At 63.4% G+C, this 22,147-nt stretch carries 20 protein-coding genes and 1 tRNA gene; 11 read left to right on the forward strand and 10 right to left on the reverse strand.

The annotated features are described in order from the left end of the window. Positions 1-62: 62 nt before the first annotated feature. From FAZ95_RS19190 to yacG, 10 genes are all read left to right on the forward strand, one after another. Positions 63-1,055 carry a polyprenyl synthetase family protein gene (locus FAZ95_RS19190; protein WP_137333894.1) on the forward strand — a complete coding sequence of 331 codons (993 nt, stop codon included), beginning with the start codon at positions 63-65 and terminating at the stop codon, positions 1,053-1,055. A 30-nt stretch (positions 1,056-1,085) separates the two neighbouring features. After that, a tRNA-Pro gene (locus FAZ95_RS19195) sits at positions 1,086-1,162 on the forward strand. A 656-nt stretch (positions 1,163-1,818) separates the two neighbouring features. Beyond that, positions 1,819-2,160 carry a BON domain-containing protein gene (locus tag FAZ95_RS19200; RefSeq protein WP_137333895.1) on the forward strand — a complete coding sequence of 114 codons (342 nt, stop codon included), beginning with the start codon at positions 1,819-1,821 and terminating at the stop codon, positions 2,158-2,160. Between the two features lie 501 nt (positions 2,161-2,661). Beyond that, positions 2,662-3,966 carry an HlyC/CorC family transporter gene (locus FAZ95_RS19205; protein WP_137333896.1) on the forward strand — a complete coding sequence of 435 codons (1,305 nt, stop codon included), beginning with the start codon at positions 2,662-2,664 and terminating at the stop codon, positions 3,964-3,966. Between the two features lie 161 nt (positions 3,967-4,127). Continuing rightward, on the forward strand, positions 4,128-5,420 hold the full coding sequence (locus FAZ95_RS19210; protein ID WP_254699944.1) for a GspE/PulE family protein: 1,293 nt from the start codon (positions 4,128-4,130) through the stop codon (positions 5,418-5,420). Continuing rightward, positions 5,417-6,634 carry a type II secretion system F family protein gene (locus FAZ95_RS19215; protein WP_137333898.1) on the forward strand — a complete coding sequence of 406 codons (1,218 nt, stop codon included), beginning with the start codon at positions 5,417-5,419 and terminating at the stop codon, positions 6,632-6,634. Before FAZ95_RS19210 ends, FAZ95_RS19215 begins: the two co-directional genes overlap by 4 nt. 44 nt (positions 6,635-6,678) lie before the next feature. Beyond that, a complete protein-coding gene (locus FAZ95_RS19220; protein ID WP_137333899.1) occupies positions 6,679-7,587 on the forward strand; it encodes a prepilin peptidase in 909 nt (302 codons plus the stop codon). A gap of 3 nt (positions 7,588-7,590) precedes the next feature. Then, positions 7,591-8,202, forward strand: a complete 612-nt coding sequence (coaE, locus tag FAZ95_RS19225) for a dephospho-CoA kinase (protein WP_137333900.1) — start codon at positions 7,591-7,593, stop codon at positions 8,200-8,202. A gap of 167 nt (positions 8,203-8,369) precedes the next feature. Beyond that, positions 8,370-9,125 (forward strand): cell division protein ZapD, encoded by a 756-nt coding sequence (gene zapD / locus FAZ95_RS19230; protein WP_137333901.1) that lies wholly within the window; start codon positions 8,370-8,372, stop codon positions 9,123-9,125. A 22-nt stretch (positions 9,126-9,147) separates the two neighbouring features. After that, positions 9,148-9,339 (forward strand): DNA gyrase inhibitor YacG, encoded by a 192-nt coding sequence (yacG, locus tag FAZ95_RS19235; protein ID WP_137333902.1) that lies wholly within the window; start codon positions 9,148-9,150, stop codon positions 9,337-9,339. A 98-nt stretch (positions 9,340-9,437) separates the two neighbouring features. Here the strand turns inward: yacG and FAZ95_RS19240 are convergent, their stop codons facing one another. The 4 genes from FAZ95_RS19240 to secA all read right to left on the reverse strand — a co-directional run bounded on the left by FAZ95_RS19240 (position 9,438) and on the right by secA (position 15,060). Continuing rightward, entirely contained in the window at positions 9,438-9,869 is a 432-nt protein-coding gene (locus FAZ95_RS19240) for an NUDIX domain-containing protein (RefSeq protein WP_137333903.1), read from the reverse strand. Continuing rightward, complete coding sequence (locus FAZ95_RS19245; protein ID WP_137333904.1) at positions 9,866-10,735, reverse strand: ATP-binding protein; 870 nt, start codon at positions 10,733-10,735, stop codon at positions 9,866-9,868. Before FAZ95_RS19245 ends, FAZ95_RS19240 begins: the two co-directional genes overlap by 4 nt. Positions 10,736-10,787: 52 nt before the next feature. Then, positions 10,788-12,029: a bifunctional glutamate N-acetyltransferase/amino-acid acetyltransferase ArgJ gene (gene argJ / locus FAZ95_RS19250; protein WP_137333905.1), complete on the reverse strand. Its 1,242-nt coding sequence runs from the start codon at positions 12,027-12,029 to the stop codon at positions 10,788-10,790. Positions 12,030-12,243: 214 nt separating this feature from the next. Next, the gene (gene secA / locus FAZ95_RS19255; RefSeq protein WP_137333906.1) at positions 12,244-15,060 is read right to left on the reverse strand and encodes a preprotein translocase subunit SecA; all 2,817 of its coding nucleotides are present in this window, start codon (positions 15,058-15,060) and stop codon (positions 12,244-12,246) included. A gap of 276 nt (positions 15,061-15,336) precedes the next feature. On the opposite strand from secA, the gene FAZ95_RS19260 reads away from it, so the two are divergent. Next, positions 15,337-15,822, forward strand: coding sequence for a DciA family protein (locus tag FAZ95_RS19260; protein ID WP_137333907.1), 486 nt, complete (start codon positions 15,337-15,339; stop codon positions 15,820-15,822). A 78-nt stretch (positions 15,823-15,900) separates the two neighbouring features. Here FAZ95_RS19260 and lpxC read toward each other — a convergent pair whose 3' ends face one another. The 6 genes from lpxC to FAZ95_RS19295 form a co-directional block, all read right to left on the reverse strand. Beyond that, the gene (lpxC, locus tag FAZ95_RS19265; protein ID WP_137333908.1) at positions 15,901-16,818 is read right to left on the reverse strand and encodes a UDP-3-O-acyl-N-acetylglucosamine deacetylase; all 918 of its coding nucleotides are present in this window, start codon (positions 16,816-16,818) and stop codon (positions 15,901-15,903) included. Between the two features lie 236 nt (positions 16,819-17,054). Then, positions 17,055-17,564, reverse strand: coding sequence for a peroxiredoxin (locus FAZ95_RS19270; protein WP_137333909.1), 510 nt, complete (start codon positions 17,562-17,564; stop codon positions 17,055-17,057). Positions 17,565-17,854: 290 nt separating this feature from the next. Beyond that, entirely contained in the window at positions 17,855-19,048 is a 1,194-nt protein-coding gene (gene ftsZ / locus FAZ95_RS19275; protein ID WP_137333910.1) for a cell division protein FtsZ, read from the reverse strand. Between the two features lie 108 nt (positions 19,049-19,156). Beyond that, positions 19,157-20,389, reverse strand: a complete 1,233-nt coding sequence (ftsA, locus tag FAZ95_RS19285) for a cell division protein FtsA (protein WP_136893035.1) — start codon at positions 20,387-20,389, stop codon at positions 19,157-19,159. A gap of 28 nt (positions 20,390-20,417) precedes the next feature. Beyond that, a complete protein-coding gene (locus FAZ95_RS19290) occupies positions 20,418-21,173 on the reverse strand; it encodes a cell division protein FtsQ/DivIB (RefSeq protein ID WP_137333911.1) in 756 nt (251 codons plus the stop codon). Between the two features lie 22 nt (positions 21,174-21,195). Continuing rightward, on the reverse strand, positions 21,196-22,137 hold the full coding sequence (locus FAZ95_RS19295; protein ID WP_137333912.1) for a D-alanine--D-alanine ligase: 942 nt from the start codon (positions 22,135-22,137) through the stop codon (positions 21,196-21,198). Between the last annotated feature and the right edge of the window lie 10 nt (positions 22,138-22,147).

Consider the following 22,147-nt stretch of genomic DNA (forward strand, 5'->3'; position numbering starts at 1 on the left):
GCCAACTCACGGCGCACCGGCGATTCGCCTTATAATCCGCGGCACTACCCATATTTTTCATCATGTCGTCGACCGCCACCTCCCCCCCCAGCGCCGCCACCCTGCTTGCTCCGATCGCCCAAGACATGGAGCAAGTGAACCGCGTGATCCGGCACCGTTTGGCCTCCGAGGTGATGCTGATCAACCAGATCTCGGAATACATCATCGGTGCCGGCGGCAAACGGCTGCGTCCTGCGCTGTTGCTGTTGGTCGCCCGCGCACTCGGCGACACGACCGGCCATCGGCATGAACTGGCCGCCGTCGTCGAGTTCATCCATACCGCGACGCTTTTGCATGACGACGTCGTCGACGAATCGGATCTGCGCCGCGGCCGTCAGACTGCCAACGCGCTGTTCGGCAATGCGGCGAGCGTGCTGGTCGGCGACTTCCTGTATTCGCGCTCGTTCCAGATGATGGTGGGCGTCGGCAAGATGCGCGTGATGGAGATCCTCGCGGAGGCGACCAACATCATTTCCGAAGGCGAAGTGCTGCAATTGCTGAACATGCACGATGCCGACGTCGACGAAGCGCGCTACATGCAGGTGATCCGCTACAAGACGGCTAAGCTGTTCGAGGCCGCCGCCCAGCTCGGCGCAGTGCTGTCGGGCGCCGACGCCACGATCGAAGCAGCGGCTGCGGAATTCGGCCGCCGGATCGGCACCGCGTTCCAGATCATGGACGACTGGCTCGACTATACGGGCACACCGGAATCGATGGGCAAGAACGCCGGCGACGATCTGCGCGAAGGCAAACCCACGCTGCCGCTCATTTACCTGATCGAGCGCGGCACGCCCGAGCAATCGGCGTTGGCGCGGGAAGCCATTGAGCAGGGCGGCACGGATCGTTTCGAGACGATTTTCGAAGCGATCACGCGTTCGGGCGCGCTCGATCACACGCTCCAGTGCGCCCGTCAGGAGGCGCAGGCAGCCGCAGCAGCAATTTCTTCGTTTCCGGATTCCATTTACAAAGAAAGCCTGCTAGAATTATGTTCTTACTCGACGACGAGGCAGTCTTAAACGAGACTAAATGGTCGCCGAAGTCCAAATCGGGGTGTAGCTTAGCCTGGTAGAGCGCTACGTTCGGGACGTAGAGGCCGGAGGTTCGAATCCTCTCACCCCGACCAGATTTAAGGCCCGGAAAGTCAAGCCAGTAAAGGGAATTGCCCTGCTGGTAAGGCTTTCCGGGCTTTGTTGTTTCCGGGGCTGTCAATCCAACATGTCAATTCGCGTGTCAAAATACGCGGATGAACGATATGAAGGCGCTTCCCCCCGGGACTCAGACCCGATCCCAAGTCCGGTATCTACCACCTCCGCATCGGCATCCCCAAAGAGATTCGGCACCTGTTCCCCCGCACCAGGGGTGGCGCACTGGCGACCGATGCTTTCCGTGACAGTCTCAGGACCGCGAACCGCGCCGAGGCCTCACCATTGCGCACCGGCTGATAGCCGAACACCGGGCCAAGTTTCAGGCGCTGGAGGACAGTACGCGCCCCGCTCCATTCGTTCCACTGCCCGCAGAGTTAGAGGCGTACATCACCCAAGCTGTCGATAACCTGATCTTGACATTCGAGCTTGTGAGTGAGTGGGCTGGTTGGAAAACGGGTGCGCATCTCGTCGAGGAAAAGCCTACACTTTGATTGCCAAATTGATGGCTTGGCCGCTGGTCGTCAACGTCAGGGGCTCATTTTTCGCCGCATTTTGATTGACCAGCGTTTTTTTCGAGTCTCTCCCACCCAGTTTTACGACCCACCTGAATTACGACCCACCTGAAGGAGACGAGATGAAAACCATGAAGACCTTCGTCGCCGCAGCGATCGCCGTCAGCGCCATTGTTGCGACCGTGCCCGTTGTTCACGCACAAGGGACGACTGCGGCAACTGCAGCTCCGTCGACTAGAGCAGCAAATAGGCAGTTGTCGAAGCAAGTTATGGCGACGTTGTACAAGCATAAGGGTATGGATTGGGCTGATGTTATAGCCGTCGCGCGTAGCGGCAAGATTACGCTTGTAGGAATGGTTCCAAATCAGGCGCAGATAGATCTCGCAGGGAAAGTTGCTGGAAGTGTTGCTGGAGTGACGTCGGTCACGAACAATCTGACAGTGGACGAAGAAGGACAACATTAATGTTTGGGTCCAACCGCATCCTTTGACTGCACTGACGCGCTTTGAGAACAGGAATGTTATGTTCTCAACGGCAAAGTCTTTGCCGAGGCACCCCGGAGGGTCTCCGCAGAATAGAGGGCTATGGATTGCCAAAAAAGGGAGACCGGGGGTGGGGCCTGGGACCATTCGGAAGTTAGAGAAGCCGAAGCGATCCGGAGAAGGGCCGCGCTGTCTGTGGTAACCTGCCGTCCAGTACTTTGTCAATTCGACGCGCGTTTGACGTTGACTGATTGCCCGGAGAGCCTTATTCCATGGTCGGAACACAGGGGTTCGAATCCTCTCACCCCGACCAGATTTTGAAAAACCGCGCACGTGTTGCGCGGTTTTTTTTCGTCCAGCCGTCTCGGCTTTGCTTGATCGAGACGGCCCTGCTGTCTGGCCGTCCGCACTAGCCGTTTGGCCGATTCGGCTCGTCGCGCCGCTCTGCTATATTCTCGCCATCCCCCTTTTCCTCGACACCGCGTGGAACAACTCCCGTTATGGGCGCAGGTTTGCGCCGTCTTCCTGCTGCTCTTTTGCTCCAGTTTCTTCTCGATCTCCGAGACGGCGATGATGGCGCTCAACCGCCATCGCCTGAAGTACCTGACGACCAAGGGCACGCTCGGCGCGAAAACGACCCAAAACCTGCTGTCGCGCACCGACCAATTGCTCGGCGTGATCCTGATCGGCAATAACTTGTTCAACACGATCATCCCGGTCCTGACAACGTCGATTGCGATACATACGTTCGGGCACGATAACCTCGTGCTGTCGATCGCGACCGGTATCGTCGCGTTCCTGATCATCGTGTTTGCAGAAATCACGCCGAAAATCGTCGGCGCGACCTACCCGGAAAAAATCGCACTGCCCGCGAGCCTGATCATCGCGCCATTGATACGCGTGCTGCGCCCGATCGTCTGGTTCGTCAATCTCTTCGCGAATGCGATCCTGAGCGTGCTGCACATCAATACGAAGGGCGGCCGCGACCAGCGTCTGTCCACCGAGGAGCTGCGCACGATCGTGCTCGAGTCCGGCAGCTTCATGCCGACCAAGCACCGCAGCATCCTGTTGAATCTGTTCGATCTCGAGAACATTTCCGTCGACGACGTCATGATTCCGCGCCGCCGGATCGAAGCGCTCGATTTCGACGCGCCGTTCGAAGACATCCTCCACCAGCTCGAAACCTGCTATCACAACAAGCTGATCGTCTATCAGGGCGATATCGACCGCGTGCTCGGCGTGCTCCACGTGCGCAAGACGCTGGCCGCGCTGCATAACCAGGAACTCGAGCGAGAAACCCTGCGCGAGCTGCTTGCCGAGCCGTATTTCGTGCCGTCCGGCACGCCCGTGTTCCAGCAGCTCCAGTATTTCCAGGAAAGCCGGCATCGTGCAGCGCTCGTCGTCAACGAGTATGGCGAACTGCAAGGGCTCGTCACGCCCGAGGACATCATCGAGGAGCTGATCGGCGAATTCACGACGTCTATTCCGCGCAGCGCGAGTTCGCGAAGCGGCTGGAACGAGGACGGTGAATGCATTGTCGCGGGCAGCATGCCGTTGCGCGAGCTGAACCGCTGGCTGCATTTGACTCTGCCGACCGACGGGCCGAAGACGCTGAACGGCTTGATACTTGAAGCGCTTGAAGAGATACCGGAGGGAGACGTCTGCTTGCAGGTCAGCGGCGTTCGGCTCGAAGTGCTGCGCAGCGACGATCAAGCGGTTCGCACCGTCAAGATCTTCAAGCCGGACGTGCCGAATTCGGCAAAGCCCGCCAGGACTGCACTCGATTAGCCGTTCGACCGACTGCCGGCCCAATCCCGCCCGCGCGATGATGGCCTCATCGTGTTCTATAGGCGGCGCATTGCCGGCATTCCATGTCATCCAGCCTCGGCACCGCGCGCTTTCGTGCGGCAGACTCCAGCAGCGCCGCTGCATCGTCGTCGCAAACACCCATCGCGGTTGCCGCCCCTCCAATACAGGGGCGTTCTGATTTCGACTCCGTTTTGCGAGCCTCGCCAGCCCCCTTCGCTACGACGGAGTCGGCAGAGTCAACCTCGCGACTAACCGAGGCCGGCGACGCGCCCGCCGTTCGGCTCCTCGCAGAGATTCTGCAAGACGCCTCTCGCCGCAATGCGTCGGACCTCCACATCGAGCCGGCCGAGCGCGGCTGGCGCATCCGCTTGCGAATCGACGGCGTGCTGCATGAAATCGCGCAGCCGCCTGCCCATTTGCGCGATGCGTTTGTTACGCGCATCAAAGTGCTTGCGAAGCTCGACATCGCCGAGCGCAGGGTGCCGCAAGACGGACGCTTGAGGCTCGCGGCGACGCCCGGCAAGGTCGAGGACTATCGCGTCAACTCGCTGCCGACACTCTTTGGCGAAAAGCTCGTGCTGCGCCGTCTCGATGGACTCCCCCCGGACCTCTCGCTTGATTCGCTCGGCCTCGATGCGCGGCAAGCCGCGATCGTCGACGCCGCAATCCGCGCGCCGCACGGCCTCATGCTCGTAACCGGTCCGACAGGCAGCGGCAAGACCTTGTCGCTGTACTGCTTCCTGCAAATGCTCAACGCCGAATCGCGCAACGTGTGTTCGGTAGAAGATCCCGCTGAGATCCAACTCGCAGGCATCAACCAGGTCAGCGTGCGCGAAAAAGCCGGGCTCACATTTGCCGTCGCGCTGAGAGCGTTTTTGCGGCAAGACCCGGACGTCATCATGGTCGGCGAGATTCGCGACGAGGAAACCGCCGACGTCGCGCTCAAGGCCGCGCAGACCGGCCACCTCGTGCTCTCGACGCTCCACACGAACGATGCGCCGGCCGCGATCACGCGGCTGATCGATATCGGCGTCGCGCCTTACAACCTCGCGGCTGCATTGCGGATCGTGACCGCGCAGCGGTTGGTGCGGCGCTTGTGCGCGCATTGCCGGATACCGGCGCCGGAATCGCCGGCAGCGCTGCGTGCGGCTGGCTTTGCCGGCGACGATCCGAGTAGCGGCTGGACGCCGTTCAGCGCCAAAGGCTGTGCCGCGTGCCACGGCATTGGGTATCGCGGGAGGGTCGGCGTGCATCAGGTGATGCCGGTATCCGACGCGATGCGCGAATTGATCGTTGCCCGCGCGAGCGCACACGAGGTTGCAAGGCAAGCACGGGACGATGGCGTACGGACGCTGCGAGAGGCAGCGCTCGCGCGTGTGCGCGATGGCACGACGAGCCTCGCCGAAGCGTTTAGCGCGACGGAGGCAACATGACCTCACCGGCTCCGCACGCAACGTCCGAGCTTCGCTTTTCCTGGCGCGGCGTCCAAACCGACGGCACTCGCAGGCGCGGGACGATCATCGCGCCCGATGCCGCAAGCGCTCGCGCGATGCTCAAGCGCGATCGAATCGTGGTGCTTGAAATCGAAGCGCGCGGCCAGGCCGCCCGGCCGAAAGCAAACGCCGGCGAAGTGACGTCGTTCACGCGGCAATTGACGAGCTTGCTTCGGGCGGGCCTGCCGCTCACGCCGTCGCTCGAGTTGATCGCACAAACACCGAGCCGCAGCGGCATGCCGCGGATCGTCGGCGGCGTCGCCCGGCAGATCGTCTCCGGCGCGAGCTTTTCCGTGGCCCTCTCCCACTACGCCAAGCAATTCGACGCCCTCTATTGCCAGCTCGTCGCGGTGGGCGAAACCTCCGGCGCACTCGCGCCGGTGCTCGCGCGCCTCGCCGACGACCGCGAACGCGCCGCCATCCAGCGCGCGAAGGTGCGCGCTGCGCTGACGTATCCCGTTGCGGTGCTGTTGCTCGCCCTCGCCATCACCGCCGCGCTTCTGGTCTGGGTCGTGCCGACGTTCAAACAGATTTTCGACGGCTTCGGTGCCCAGCTGCCCGCGCCGACCCAACTCGTGCTCGCGCTCTCCGATGCCGCAGCGCGATGGTTCGGGCCTGCGCTCGCCGCTATCGTCGCGACCGGTTTTGCCGTCGCCAGCGGGCTGCGCCGCTCCGAATCCGCCCGTACCGCGTTCGATCGCATGACGCTTCGGCTCCCGATCGTCGGTCCGGTACTCGCCACGCTGGCTGCCGCCCGCTGGAGCCGGGCCCTCGGCACGCTGCTCGCGGCCGGCACGCCGCTTACCGATGCGTTTGACTCGCTCACGCACGCCACCGGCAATACGGTATTCGATCTGGCAACCGTCGATATCGCAGCGCGGCTGCGACGCGGCGAGCGGCTCGCGGCGGCCATGCGCGCGTCGCACTGTTTTCCGCAGCAAGTCGTGCAGCCGATCGCCGTCGCCGAGGAATCTGGGGCCCTCGATGCGATGCTCCTCGACGTCGCCACGCTCGCCGACCGTCAGGTAGACGAAAAGATCGGACTGCTGGCAAGCCTGTGCGAGCCGCTCATCGTCATCGTTCTCGGCGCCCTGGTTGGGGGGCTGGTGGTCGCGCTGTATCTTCCCATCATTCAGCTCGGCAACGTGGTGTAGCATCCAGCCCAATCCAACCGTAAGTTTCGACTGGTACTCAGCCTGTGTACGATCTCTCCCTCAGCGATCCGCTCGCCCGCCATGCGGCCGGCTTGAGCGCCACGTTCGGCGCGTTGCCGACCGGCGTGCAGTTCGCCTTCGCTATCGTGCTCGGCCTCGTGATCGGCAGCTTTCTGAACGTCGTCGCGCACCGTCTGCCGATCATGCTCGAACGCGCTTGGCGCGCGGAAGTCAGCGACACGACGGGCGTTCCGCCCGCGGACGACGGCCTGCCCGCGCGTTATAACCTTTGCGTGCCGCGCAGCGCATGCCCGCATTGCGGCCACGTGTTGAGTGCGTGGGAAAACGTCCCTGTCGTCAGCTACCTGTTGCTGCGCGGACGCTGTTCGCAATGCAAGACTTCACTCAGTGTCCGCTACCCGCTGATCGAGCTCGCGAGTGCTGCGCTCGCTGCGCTTGCGCTGTGGTCGTTCGGGCCGTCGTTCGCGGCGCTCGCCGCGTTCGGCCTCTGCGCCATGCTGCTCGCGATGAGCGCGATCGACATCGACACCCGGCTGCTGCCCGATTCGATGACTCTGCCGCTCTTGTGGGCCGGACTCATCGTGAACTTCTGCGATACCTTTGCGAGCCTGCGCGCCGGGGTCGTCGGCGCAATCGCGGGCTATCTCTTTCTATGGTGCGTCTACTGGCTGTTCAGGCTCGTGCGCGGCGTGGAGGGCATGGGCTACGGAGACTTCAAGCTGCTCGCCGCGATCGGTGCGTGGCTCGGCTGGACTGCGTTGCCGCAAGTCGTATTGATCGCGGCCGTGACTGGGGCCGTCGTCGGGATCGGAGCGACCTTGACCGGCCGCATGCGCTTCGAGGAGCCGCTGCCTTTCGGTCCGTTCCTTGCTGCAGGCGGCGCCGCGACCCTCTTTCTCGGCACCCCGCTCTATCACGCGTTCGGAGGCTGAGCCATGTTTGCTGTGGGATTGACTGGCGGCATCGGCAGCGGCAAGACAACGGTCGCCGATCTGTTCGCAGCACACGGCGTGGCGATCGTCGACACGGATCTCATCGCGCACCGCATCACCGCGCCGAACGGCGCTGCGATGCCGCTGATCGCGAAGGAGTTCGGCCAAGAGTTCGTGACAGCCGACGGCGCGCTCGACCGTGCCAAAATGCGCGCGCTGATTTTCAGCGACAACACGGCGAAAGCACGTCTCGAATCGATCACCCACCCGCTGATTCGCGCTGAGACCCAGCGCGAACGCAACGCGGCAGCGGGACCGTATCTGATCATTGTCGTGCCGCTTCTCGTCGAATCGGGCACGTGGAAAGCGCGGGTCGACCGCGTGCTGACCGTCGATTGCAGCGTCGATACGCAAATCGAGCGCGTGATGCGCCGCAATGCCTTCGCGCGTGAACAGGTGCTCGCCATCATCGGCAAGCAAGCCACGCGAGAAGCGCGCCTGGCCGCCGCCGACGACGTAATCGTCAACGAAGGCGCGCCGCTCGAAGAACTCGCAGCGCGAGTGGAACGCTTGCATCGCGAATACCTCGCGCTGGCAGGAACGCCCTCCACCTAGCATCGTCTAAAGACAACGCCCGCATACGCCGATAAATGTTCTGAACAGTCGCGCCAGATTCAACATCTGCCGGCAAGATGACAAAAAAGTGTGTGATTGCGGGGGTAGTCCTGCGGCATTAGAATGTCCTGCAATTCCTTCATCGACACCACCAGGGGCGAGCGCGCTTGATCCTTTACGAGTATCCGTTCAACGAACGAATCCGCACGCTGCTGCGCCTCGAAGATTTGTTCGAGCGCTTTACGTTCTTCCTGACTCAAGACGACGCGAGGGAACATCACGTCGCGCTCACGACGCTGTTCGAAATCGCCGAAGTCACGGGCCGCGCGGATCTGAAATCGGATCTGATGAAGGAGCTCGAACGCCAGCGCCAAACGCTTGCACCCTTCCGCGGCAATCCCGGCATCGAACAAAACGCACTCGAAGCGGTGCTCGGCGAAATCGAGCAGACGCTTGCGAGCCTTGCGCAAATGCAAGGCAAGACCGGCCAGCATCTGGCCGACAACGAATGGCTCGCGAGCATCCGGAGCCGCGCGATCATTCCCGGCGGTACCTGCAAATTCGACTTGCCGTCGTACTACGCCTGGCAGCAACTGCATCCCGATCAACGCCGCGAAGACATCGCCAAGTGGATCATGCCGCTGCTGCCGCTGCGCGACGCCGCCACGATCGTACTGCGTCTCGCACGCGAGTCGGGCCAGGCATCGAAAGTGATGGCGATGCAAGGCAGCTATCAGCAAATGTTGTCCGGCCGGACTTATCAATTGATGCAGGTACGCGTGTCGCCGGAACTGCGGATGATCCCCGAAGCGAGCGCCAACAAGTACATGCTCTGGGTACGCTTCACCGTGCAGGACGGAAACTTGCGGCCGCGTGCGGTCGATGTCGACGTGCCGTTCCAACTCACGCTCTGCAGCCTGTAATCGCGACTAAACGCCTGAACGTATGACCACCGTTGTGAAATGCCCGACTTGCGGCAAACCTGTCCGCTGGGTACCTGAAAATCGCTTTCGCCCGTTCTGCTCCGAACGCTGCAAACAAATCGATCTTGGCGCCTGGGCCAACGAGAAGTACAAGATCGGCGGCACCGATGAGGAACCGCCTTCCGACGATACCTCGCGCGGCGACCTCAACTAGAAAAGAACGCGCTCTTCGTCACGCTGACGGCGTTGCGCCGTCAGTTCAAGATGTTTCACTAAGCCGGAATCAGCCGGAAGCCAGACGGTCCAGGCGCATCAATCGGCGGCCAGCCACTCCAGAACCGGAATCGTCGCCGGAAGCAGCGGTTCGACGGCGGCCGGAAGCCGTTCCCAGCTGAACGCCTGTCCTTCGCGGCCGTGCGGCTCGCCGGTCCAGCGCGTCACCTTGCAGAAATAGAGGCGGACGTAAGCATGCGGATAGTCGTGTTCGAGCGTGTGCCAACGGTGGCACTCGGTGACGACGATGCCCAGCTCCTCGTGCAATTCGCGCTCGAGCGCCGCTTCGACCGTTTCGCCCGGTTCGAGCTTGCCGCCCGGAAACTCCCAATAGCCTTCGTAGGGTTTGCCAGCCGGGCGCTGCGCGAGCAAGTAGCGGCCGTCCGGCTGCACCAGCACGCCGACGGCAACCTCGGTCACGGGACGCGACAGCGCCGCCGCGCCATCCGGAGTCTTCACGTCGCGCGTCATGCCTGTGCCTTCCGGCCCGACCAGTCGCGCGCGAACTGCCATGCGACACGGCCCGAGCGCGACCCGCGCTCCAGCGCCCAGACGAGCGCATCGCCGCGCGCGCTTTCGATCTCTGCGTCATCGCAGCCGAAATGCTGCAGCCAGTGCGCGACGATTCCCAGATAGTCGTCCTGCTTGAACGGATAGAAGCTGACCCACAGGCCGAAGCGCTCGGACAGCGAGATCTTCTCTTCGACGACTTCGCCTGGATGAATCTCGCCGTCGGGCATGTGCTTGTACGTCTCGTTGTCGCTCATGTACTCGGGGAGCAGATGGCGGCGGTTCGACGTGGCGTAGATCAGCACGTTGTCCGATTGCGCGGCAACCGAGCCGTCGAGCGCGACTTTCAGCGCCTTGTAGCCCGACTCGCCTTCCTCGAACGAGAGGTCATCGCAGAACACGACGAAGCGCTCGGGGCGCTGCGAAATCAGATCGACGATATCGCCGAGATCGTGCAAATCGTCCTTGTCGACTTCGATCAGGCGCAGGCCGTCGGCCGCATAGGCGTTCAGGCACGCCTTGATCAGCGATGACTTGCCCGTGCCGCGCGCGCCCGTCAGCAGCACGTTGTTCGACGGCTGCTTGTGCACGAACTGGCGCGTGTTCTGTTCGATCAGCGCTTTCTGGCGATCGATGTTCTGCAGGTCGTCGAGCGTGATGTCCGAAATGGCCGGCACCGGCTGCAGATAGCCGCGCCCATGACGCTTGCGCCAGCGGAAGGCGACCGCCGCCGACCAGTCGATTTGCGGCGCCGCCGGCGGCAGCATCGCTTCAAGGCGTCCGAGCAGCGCTTCGGCGCGCGTCAGGAAGTGTTCGAGTTTATCCATGGTGACATGCGTTCGAGGGCGCCGGCCCAGGCGGACCCGCGCCCTCGATCCATCAGGAACGGTAGTCGGCGTTGATGCTCACGTAGTCGTGCGACAAGTCGCAAGTCCAGATCGTCGCCTGCGCATCGCCGCGGCCCAGCAGCACGCGAATCGTGATCTCGCTTTGCTTCATGACGCGCTGGCCGTCTTCCTCGCGGTAGTCGGGATTGCGGCCGCCTTGTTTGGCGACGAGCACATCGTCGAGGTAGAGATCGATTTTCTCGACATCCAGATCCGTGACGCCGGCGTAACCGATCGCCGCGAGGATGCGGCCGAGGTTGGGGTCCGATGCGTAGAAGGCCGTCTTCACGAGTGGCGAGTGGCCGATCGCGTAGGCGATCTGGCGGCATTCGGGGACGTTCGAGCCGCCTTCGACCTGCACCGTCATGAACTTCGTCGCGCCTTCGCCGTCGCGCACGATCAGTTGGGCGAGCGTCTGCGCGACTTCCGTCACGGCATCGCGCAACGCGGCGTAAGCGGCAGACTCGGTCGACGTCACGGCCGGCAGGCTCGATTTACCCGACGCGATCAGGATGAACGAATCGTTCGTCGACGTATCGCCGTCGATCGTGATGCAGTTGAACGAGCGGTCGGCGACGTGCTTCACGAGCGCGTCGAGCACGGGCTGCGACACGGCCGCGTCGAACGCGAGAAAGCCGAGCATCGTCGCCATGTTCGGCTTGATCATGCCGGCGCCCTTGCTGATGCCGGTCAGCGTGACCGTGTGGCCGTCGATCGTCACTTGGCGCGAAGCAGCCTTCGGCAAGGTGTCGGTCGTCATGATCGATTGCGCGGCGTCGTACCAATGCGCCGCCCGGCGATTTTCGAGCGCGGCGGGCAGACCGGCCTTCAGGCGATCGATCGGCAGCGGCTCGAGAATCACGCCCGTCGAAAACGGCAGCACTTGCTCCGGCGCGATGCCGGCCAGTCGCGCGAGCTCCGCGCAGGTTTCGCGTGCGTTCGCGAGGCCGGGTTCGCCTGTGCCCGCGTTTGCGTTGCCGGTATTCACGACGAGCGCGCGAATGCCTTTGCCGCCCGCGCGCACGCGATCGAGATGCTCGCGGCACACCGTCACCGGCGCCGCGCAAAAGCGATTCGACGTGAACACGCCTGCCACAGTCGCGCCTTCATCGACGGAAATCACGAGGACATCCTTGCGATTCGGCTTGCGGATATTCGCTTCCGCCCAACCGAGCGTGACGCCGGCGACGGGATGCAGTTGCTCGGGAGCGATCGAGGGGAAATTGACAGCCATGGTCGGGACCTATCGGACGGTGAAATGCCGGCTCATGGCGCGAATGCGAAGAGAACCGGCATCGACTGGTCGAGGCTGGCGGCTCGCGGAACAGCCGAACCGCCACGGAATCACGGACGCTCGTTGCGCGCACGATCCGTGATAGAACGTTCGCGCGAAAGCAAGGAGCCGCGCACAAACGAAACGGCGCGCATTATGCGCGCCGTTTTCGCTGTTATGCAAGCTTGCCGTGGCACTGCTTGTACTTCTTGCCGCTACCGCACGGGCAGGGGTCGTTGCGGCCTACTTTCGGCATGCCGTCGGTGGACGGCGAGGCGCCGGCAGGCGCATGCGCGCCGTGGCTCATGGCCTGGCTGACCATCTCGGTGGCGGCATCGGCCGCGACCGCGCCGCCTGCTGCCGCAGCACCCGCTTCGGCGAACTCCGCGTGGCGGAATTCGACGTTCTCCAGATGGCTGCCCTGCTCTTCGAGCTGCTCGGCGGCCTGCTCGAGTTGCTCCGGCGATTGGATTTGAACGTTCATCACGATGCGCGTGACTTCCGTCTTCACCACATTGAGAAGCGCCTCAAACAGCTCGAACGCCTCGCGCTTGTATTCCTGCTTCGGATTCTTCTGCGCATAGCCGCGCAGGTGGATGCCCTGACGCAAGTGGTCGAGCGCGGCGAGGTGCTCGCGCCAGCAGCGGTCGAGCGTCTGCAGCATGATCGAGCGCTCGAACGCGCTGAACGATTCGCGGCCGACCAGGGCGACCTTCGTCTCGTAGTTCTCGTCGGCGGCGGCGACCACGGCTTCGAGAATCTCGTCCGCGCTGATCGATTGCGATTCGTTGATCATTTCCTGAATCGCGAGATCGAGCTGCCAGTCGTTGCGCAACACTTCTTCGAGCTCCGGCGCCTGCCATTGCTCTTCGATGCTGCCCGCCGGAACGAACTCGTGAACCACATCGCCGACCACGGCCTGGCGCATCGCACCGATCGTTTCGGCGATATCGTGCGCTTCGAGCAATTCGTTGCGCTGCTGATAGATCACCTTGCGCTGATCGTTCGACACATCGTCGTATTCGAGCAATTGCTTACGAATATCGAAGTTGCGCGCCTCGACCTTGCGCTGCGCCGATTCGATCGAGCGCGTGACGATGCCCGCTTCGATCGCTTCGCCTTCCGGCATCTTGAGGCGGTCCATGATCGCGCGCACGCGATCGCCCGCGAAAATGCGCAAGAGCGGATCTTCGAGCGACAAATAGAAGCGCGACGAACCCGGATCGCCCTGACGGCCAGCACGGCCGCGCAGCTGGTTGTCGATCCGGCGCGATTCGTGACGCTCGGTGCCGATGATGTGCAGGCCGCCGGCCGCCTTCACCTGGTCGTGCAGCGTCTGCCACTCGTCGTGCAGCTTCTGGATGCGGCTCGTTTTTTCCTCGGCGGGGATGGCTTCATCGGCTTCGATGAACGCGGCCTGCTTCTCGGCGTTGCCGCCGAGCACGATGTCGGTGCCGCGGCCGGCCATGTTGGTTGCAATCGTGATGCGCTGCGGACGTCCTGCTTCGGCGACGATCGCCGCTTCGCGCGCGTGCTGCTTCGCGTTCAGCACTTCGTGCGGCAGGGCCGCCTTGGTCAGCAGGTGCGACAGCACCTCGGAGTTCTCGATCGACGTCGTGCCGACCAGCACCGGCTGACCGCGCTCGAAGCATTCGCGGATATCGCGAATCACGGCGTCATAGCGCTCCTTCGCGGTCTTGTAGATCTGGTCTTGCTTGTCGAGCCGCTTGGGCGGCCGGTTGGTCGGGATGACGACCGTCTCGAGCCCGTAGATCTCGTTGAATTCGTACGCTTCGGTATCGGCCGTGCCGGTCATGCCCGAAAGCTTCGAATACATGCGGAAGTAGTTCTGGAACGTGATCGAGGCGAGCGTCTGGTTTTCGCTCTGGATCTTCACGTGCTCCTTCGCCTCGACCGCCTGGTGCAGACCATCCGACCAGCGGCGGCCCACCATCAGACGACCCGTGAATTCGTCGACGATGATGACTTCGTTGTTCTGCACGACATAGTGCTGGTCGCGGAAGAACAGGGTGTGCGCCCGCAGTGCGGCGTACACATGGTGCATCAGCGTGATGTTCTGCGGCGCGTAGAGGCTTTCGCCCTCTCCGATCAGGCCCCACTCGGAGAGCATGCGCTCCGCCTTTTCGTGACCCGACTCGGTCAGGAACACCTGACGGCCCTTTTCGTCGAGCGTGTAGTCGCCCGGCTTCTCGACGCCCGTGCCGTCCGCCTTCTCTTCGCCGATCTGACGTTCGAGCAGCGGCGGAAGCGCGTTCATGCGCACGTAGAGCTCGGTGTGATCTTCGGCCTGGCCCGAAATGATCAGCGGCGTACGCGCCTCGTCGATCAGGATCGAGTCCACTTCGTCGACGACCGCGAAGTTGAGCGGCCGCTGCACGCGCGCGTCGGTCTCGTAGACCATGTTGTCGCGCAGGTAATCGAAGCCGAATTCGTTGTTCGTGCCGTAGGTGATGTCTGACGCGTAGGCTGTCTGCTTCGACGCGTGATCCATCTGCGACAGGTTGATGCCGACCGAGAGACCCAGGAAGTTGTAAAGCTTGCCCATCCACTCCGCATCACGCTGAGCGAGGTAATCGTTGACGGTCACGACGTGCACGCCGCGGCCCGACAGCGCGTTCAGGTACGCGGCAAGCGTCGCGACGAGCGTCTTGCCTTCGCCCGTGCGCATTTCGGCGATCTTGCCGTAGTGGAGCACCATGCCGCCGATCAGCTGCACGTCGAAGTGGCGCATCTTGAGCACGCGGCGGCTCGCCTCGCGGCACACGGCGAACGCCTCCGGCAGCAGCTTGTCGAGCGATTCGCCGCTTGCGACGCGCTGGCGGAACTCACCCGTCTTCGCGCGCAATTGGTCGTCCGTCAGCTGCTCGATCTGCGTCTCGAGCGCGTTGATCGCCGCAACGGTTTTTTGATACTGCTTGACGAGGCGCTGGTTGCGGCTGCCAAAGATTTTTTGGAGAAAACCGGTGGTCATCGGATCGGGTTTGCGTCGCGGCTTCGGACGGGGTCGCACAAACGGTGCGCCCGGTTTCGGCGGGCCTCGGCGGCTTATTCCATGAGTGAATTCGAATCGGGCATTTTATCACGCGGGGATGCTTCCGCCTGCGTCCACGGCTAGACAGCAGCGTCGGCGCCGGCCTTCGCGCGCGCCCTTGCGAGCGCCGCGGCGCCGGCGATTGCGTGCCCCGCGCGCGGTACAATGCGCGCATCGTCGCACGCATACGCCGCGACTGGGTGACACGAGTGTGAAATGAGCCGTTTTTCGTCGTTTTCAAGGCCGTTTGGGCCGCCGCGGCCACAGCCGGTCGGCGAGGTTCTGACCCGCACCGATGCGTTTGCCGCCCTGCGCGCGGGCGTCGAGCAAATTGCCGCGCTCGAACGCGATCTCAAGCAACTGTTGCCCAGTTACTTGGCGACAAGTGTCGAACCAGGCTTCATCAAGGACGGCGTCTTGTCCCTCTTTGCCGCGCACAACGCGCTTGCTGCGCGTCTGCGGCATCTCGAACCGACGCTGCTCTCCGAACTTCAGCAACGCGGCTGGGCCGTCAACACGCTGAAAGTGCGCGTCCGTCCCCAGCCGGTCAAGGAGCCGCCGCCCGTCAAGCAGGCGCGTATGACGCCGGCAGGCGCCGATGCGCTGCGCGAATTGAGCGAAACGCTCGCCCCGTCCCCCTTGCAAGCGGCGCTCGCGAAGATGGCCGCGCGCCATCGGAAACCGCGCGACGAAAAAAAATGAGCGGCCCGTTGGGACCGCTCACTTCTTGATCTGCGTCAGAGGCGCCGCTCGAACCTCACGCACCCCAAATCACAACAATCAGGCAAACGCCGTCTGCGCTTCGTAACCGAAACCGCGCGGTGCGCGCTTCACGTCGTCGAACGTGACGAGTTCATACGCATCCTCATGCGCGAGCAACTCGCGCAACAACGCGTTGTTCAAGCCGTGGCCCGACTTGTACGCCGTGTACGACGCGAGCAGCGGATGGCCGACCACGTACAAATCGCCGATCGCGTCCAGCATCTTGTGCTTCACGAACTCGTCGTCGTAGCGCAGGCCGTCGTTGTTCAGGATACGGTACTCGTCGAGCACGATCGCGTTATCCATGCTGCCGCCGCGCGCCAGGCCCAGCTCGCGCATCATCTCGACTTCGTGTGCAAAGCCGAACGTGCGCGCACGCGCGATGTCGCGGACGTACGAGGTGTTGGCAAAGTCGACTTCCAGCGCCTGACCGGTCTTATCGACGGCCGGGTGGCGGAAATCGATCGTGAATTTGAGCTTGAAGCCGAAGTACGGATCGAGGCGCGCAAATTTGTCGCCATCGCGGATTTCGACCGGCTTCGTGACCTTGATGAATTTCTTCAGCGCGTTCTGCTCTTCGATGCCGGCCGACTGGATCAGGAACACGAACGATGCCGCGCTGCCGTCCATGATCGGGATTTCCTCGGCAGTCACGTCGACGTAGAGGTTGTCGATGCCGAGACCCGCGCAGGCCGACATCAGGTGCTCGACCGTCGAGACCCGCGCGCCGTCCTTCTGCAACACCGAAGCAAGACGCGTATCGCCGATCGACATCGCCGACGCCGGGATATCGACGGGCGTCGGCAGATCCACGCGCGAAAACACGATGCCCGTGTTTTCGGCGGCGGGGCGAAGCGTCAAGTCGACCTTCCGGCCGGAATGCAGGCCGATGCCGACCGTCTTGACGATCGATTTGATAGTGCGTTGCTTCAGCATGGTGATGTCTATTCGATTGAGAATCCCAATCGGGATTTTGATGCCATAGGTCGGATTATACTCCATTCGCTCCGCTGCAGCGCGCAATGGACGTTTCAAACTGTTTCGTCGAATTACCCGCTCGAGAATGCGGAGCGGGCCGACACCCGGAATGGAGGCATTTCCGGTGCCGGCCCGTATTACGGCCTGTCATAAAAGCCAGATCAAGCGTTGCTCGAGGGCAACGCCGGGAGGCTTCACGACGGGCTCAGCGTGGCAAGGAGGCTGGCCGCATCGCTGACTTCGAACTTGCCGGGTGCCTCGACGAACAGCGCCTTGACCACGCCGCCGTCGACCACCATCGCGTAGCGCTGGGAACGGATTCCCATGCCCCGCGCCGACAAATCCTGCTCCAGACCGAGCGCCCGAGTGAAAGCTGCGCTTCCGTCCGCCATCATGCGCACCTTGCCCGCGGTGTGCTGATCGCGTCCCCAAGCGCCCATCACGAATGCATCGTTGACGGACACGCACCAGATTTCGTCGATGCCGGCCGCAAAAAAGCGCTCGGCGTGCTCGACATAACCCGGCACGTGCTTGGCCGAACACGTCGGCGTGAACGCGCCCGGCAATCCGAAGATCACCACGCGCTTGCCCGCCGTCAGTGCCTGCACTTCGAAGCCGTTCGGCCCCAGGGTGCAGCCTGCGCGCTCGTCTTCGACGAACTCGAAGAGCGTTGCGCCAGGCAGCTTGTCGCCCACTTGAATCATGCTCGATCCTTCACATCGATGCTGTGCTTATCGACCTGCTCGTTGCCGCACTTGCTGCTCATAACCGCGCATTATTGCGCGTTTTCCCGCATTGCGCTCGGTGCGTTGTAAAGCTAGCGCCGACAACCCGGCCACCCGCGGTGCAATTCCGCTGCGGGCACCTGTCCCGGCCGCTCGTCCGAAGGGACGCGGCCTGTTTCGCCGTTGCCGTTCGCCGCACCTTGCTCTTTGTTCGCTTGGCGCGCCGGATCACCGCCGTGCGCCGCCGCGAACGCTAGAGCCTCGCGCGATCAGTCCGCTTGCTTGCGCAGGAACGCCGGAATGTCGTACGTATCGACGCCCTTTTCCTGCAGCGCCTGCACGTGCGACGCCGCCGTTTCGCGCGAGTTGCGCCACACGGCCGGCGTGTCGAGCGCGCCGTAATCGGCGGCGTGCGCTTGCGCCGGTGCGTAGCTGTGCTGCATCGTGCTGATCGGCTGGTTGTCGGTACCGGTGCGCAGGAGCGTCATCGGAGCCGACTGCTGCTTCTTCGCGGCACGGCCCAGGCCCGTTGCAACGACCGTCACGCGCAGCGCGTCGCCCATCGCATCGTCGTACACCGCGCCGAAAATCACCGTCGCGTCTTCCGCCGCGTAGCTCTTGATCGTGTTCATCACTTCGCGCGTTTCCGACAAGCGCAGCGAACGGCTCGACGTGATGTTCACCAGCACGCCGCGCGCGCCCGACAGATCGACGCCTTCGAGCAGCGGGCTCGCCACGGCCTGTTCCGCCGCGAGACGCGCGCGATCGACGCCGGCCACCGTCGCCGTGCCCATCATCGCCTTGCCCTGCTCGCCCATCACCGTCTTCACGTCTTCGAAGTCGACGTTCACGAGACCGTCGACATTGATGATTTCGGCGATGCCTGCGACTGCGTTGTTCAGGACGTCGTCTGCGCACTGGAAGCACTTGTCCATCTCGGCGTCATCGCCCATCACCTCGAACAGCTTGTCGTTCAGAACGACGATCAGCGAGTCGACGTGATCCTCCAGTTGCTGCGAACCAGCTTCCGCGACGCGCATGCGCTTGCCGCCTTCGAACTCGAACGGCTTGCTCACGACGCCGACGGTCAGAATGCCCATCTCTTTCGCGATCTGAGCCACGACCGGTGCCGCGCCCGTGCCCGTGCCGCCACCCATGCCTGCGGTGATGAACACCATGTGCGCGCCGCGCAGTGCGTCGGCGATGCGCTCACGTGCTTCTTCGGCTGCCGCACGGCCCATTTCCGGCTTGGCGCCAGCGCCGAGACCGGTGTTGCCGAGCTGAATCACGTGCGTAGCGCGCGAGCGCGACAGCGCCTGCGCGTCCGTGTTCATCACGATGAAGTCGACGCCTTGCACGCCTTTGTTGATCATGTGCTGCACGGCATTGCCGCCAGCGCCACCGACGCCCACCACCTTGATGATGGTGCCGCTGGTTTCCGTTTCCAGCATCTGGAATTCCATGTTGCCTCCGTCAAGAAAAAAGACTTGCTCGGCCGTTATTCGGCAAAGGAGCGGGCACTCCCTTGTCGCGCGCCAGCCGCCGGCACCGGCGCGAATTTCGAAAATCGTTTAGAAGTTGCCCAGGAACCAGTCCTTCATCCGCACGAAGACCTGGCCCATCGAACCCGACTGCACGGCGACCTTGCGGCCGCGCATCCGCTGCGAGCGCCCTTCGACGAGCAGGCCCATCGCCGTCGAATAGCGCGGATTGCGCACCACGTCCGCGAGGCCGCCCGCGTACTCCGGCACGCCGATGCGCACCGGCTTCAAAAAGATGTCTTCGCCAAGCTCGACCATGCCCGGCATCATCGAAGCGCCGCCCGTCAGCACGACGCCCGAGCTCAGCAATTCCTCGTAGCCCGACTCGCGCACCACCTGCTGCACGAGCGAGAAGAGCTCCTCGACGCGCGGCTCGACGACCGCCGCCAGCGCCTGCCGCGACAGCGTGCGCGGACCGCGCTCGCCCAAGCCCGGCACTTCGATCATTTCGTCCGGATCGGCGAGCGCCTGCTTCGCGATGCCGTAGCTCACCTTGATGTCCTCGGCGTCCGGCGTCGGCGTGCGCAGCGCCATCGCGATGTCGCTCGTGATCTGGTCGCCCGCGATCGGGATCACCGCCGTGTGCCGGATCGCGCCTTCGCTGAAAATCGCGATATCGGTCGTGCCGCCGCCGATGTCGACGAGCACGACGCCCAGTTCCTTCTCATCCTCGGTCAGCACCGCCAGCGACGACGCGAGCGGCTGCAGAATCAGATCGTTCACTTCGAGCCCGCAGCGGCGCACGCACTTGACGATGTTCTGCGCCGCCGACACCGCGCCCGTCACGATATGCACCTTCACTTCGAGCCGGATGCCGCTCATGCCGATCGGCTCGCGCACGTCTTCCTGGCCGTCGATGATGAATTCCTGCGTGAGGATGTGCAGCACCTGCTGATCGGTCGGGATGTTGATCGCCTTCGCGGTCTCGATCACGCGCGCAACATCCGTCTGCGTCACTTCCTTGTCTTTGATCGCCACCATCCCGCTCGAATTGAAGCTGCGAATGTGGCTGCCCGCGATCCCCGTGAACACGTTCGTGATCTTGCAGTCGGCCATCAGCTCGGCCTCTTCGAGCGCGCGCTGGATCGATTGCACGGTGGCTTCGATGTTGACCACCACGCCTTTCTTGAGACCCTTCGACTCGCTCTGGCCGAGGCCGATCACCTCGTAATGGCCTTCGCCCTTCAACTCGGCGACGACAGCCACCACCTTCGCCGTCCCGATGTCGAGGGCAACCAGCAGGTCTTTATAGTCTTTGCTCATAGCGTGCTCATTGCGTGTGCGTGTGATGTCATTGCTTCTTGGCCTTGTCGGTATCGCTGATGAAGCGCATGCCCGCCGCGCGAATCGCAAACCCGTTCGGATAGCGCAGGTCGGCGTATTCGATCTCCTTGCCCCAACGCTGCGTCACCGCCGCCCAGGCCTCGATCAGCCGCCGGCTGCGGTCAGCCAGCGTCTGCGGGTTGCGTTCCCGGCCATATTCGATTTCCGTGCCGTTCGAGAGCTTCACCGTCCACGCGTAGCGCGGCGACAGCGTCACCTCTTCCGGCGCCGCGCCCAGCGGCGCGTACCACTTCTTGAAGTCCTGATAACGCGCGACGACCTCTTTCGCCGTACCGTCCGGGCCATCGAACGCGGGCAGTTCCTCGTCGAGCTCGCCCTGGTTCGCCGTGAAGAGCTCGCCGTCGACGCTCACCAATTGATCGGCGCCCCACGTGCCAAGCGGTTTGTACTCCTCGAGCGTGACAGCCAGCGCATTCGGCCAGACCCGGCGCACGCTGGCGCGACGCACCCACGGCATCTGCTCGAACTGCTGGCGTGCCGAATCGAGATCGACAGTGAAGAAATTGCCCTTCAAGTGGCCGACGACGCTCGCGCGCACCGTCGGCGAATTGATGTGATCGGTATCGCCGTCGATCTGGATCTCGCGCAGCGCAAAGTTCGGACGCTGGATCAGCCAGTAACCGCCCGCCGCCAGCAGCACGAGCGCCAGCAACGCGTACAGCGCGTTGGCGGCGAAGTTGAGCTGGCGAACGTTATTCCACATGTTGCTGCGTCGATCCCTTGCGTTAGTCCTTCAAGGTCAGCGCCAACACGGCGACGACCAGTTCCTGATAGCTGATGCCGACCGCGCGCGCCGCCTTCGGCGGCAGCGAGTGGTCCGTCATGCCCGGCGCCGTGTTCACTTCGAGGAAGTACGGGTTGCCGTTCGCGTCGAGCATGAAATCGGCGCGGCCCCAATCGGTGCAGCCGATCACGTCGAACGCGCGGCGCGCCAGTGTCTTCAAGCGCGCTTCCTCTTCCGCCGGCACGCCGCACGGAATCAGGTATTGCGTGTCGTTGGCGATGTACTTCGCGTGGTAGTCGTAGAACTCGCCTGCCGGCACGATGCGGATCAGCGGCAGATCCAGATCGCCCGCGATGCACGCGGTGTACTCGCCGCCGCCCTCGATGCTTTTCTCGACGACGATGATCTTGTCGAACTTCGCGGCTTCCTCGAGCGCGGCCGGCAGCGCGTCGGCGCTCTTCACCTTGATCACCGCGACGCTCGATCCCTCGCACGCCGGCTTCACGAAGAGCGGCACGCCGAGCTTCGCGACGATCGCGCTCGCGCGCGCCGCGTAGTCGTCGCCGCGCAGCACCGTTTCGAACGGCGGCGTCGGCACGCCCGTTTGCTGCCACACGAGCTTCGTGCGGAACTTGTCGAGGCCGAGCGCCGAGCCGAGGACACCGCTGCCCGTGTACTTGATGCCGTAGAAATCGAGCGCACCCTGGATCTGGCCGTTCTCGCCATAGCCGCCGTGGAGCGCGTTGAACGCGCGCACGAAGCCTTCGTCCTTCAACGCCGACAGCGGCCGCTCGGACGGATCGAACGGATGCGCGTCGACGCCCGCGTCGCGCAGACCCTGCAGCACGAGCCGGCCGGAATTGAGCGACACCTCGCGCTCGGCGGACACGCCGCCGAGCAGCACTGCAACCTTGCCAAAGAGTTTCGGATCGATACCGCTCATGTCACACCTT

Origin of the sequence: Trinickia violacea (genome assembly GCF_005280735.1) — a bacterium.
Classification (GTDB): Bacteria; Pseudomonadota; Gammaproteobacteria; order Burkholderiales; family Burkholderiaceae; genus Trinickia_A; species Trinickia_A violacea.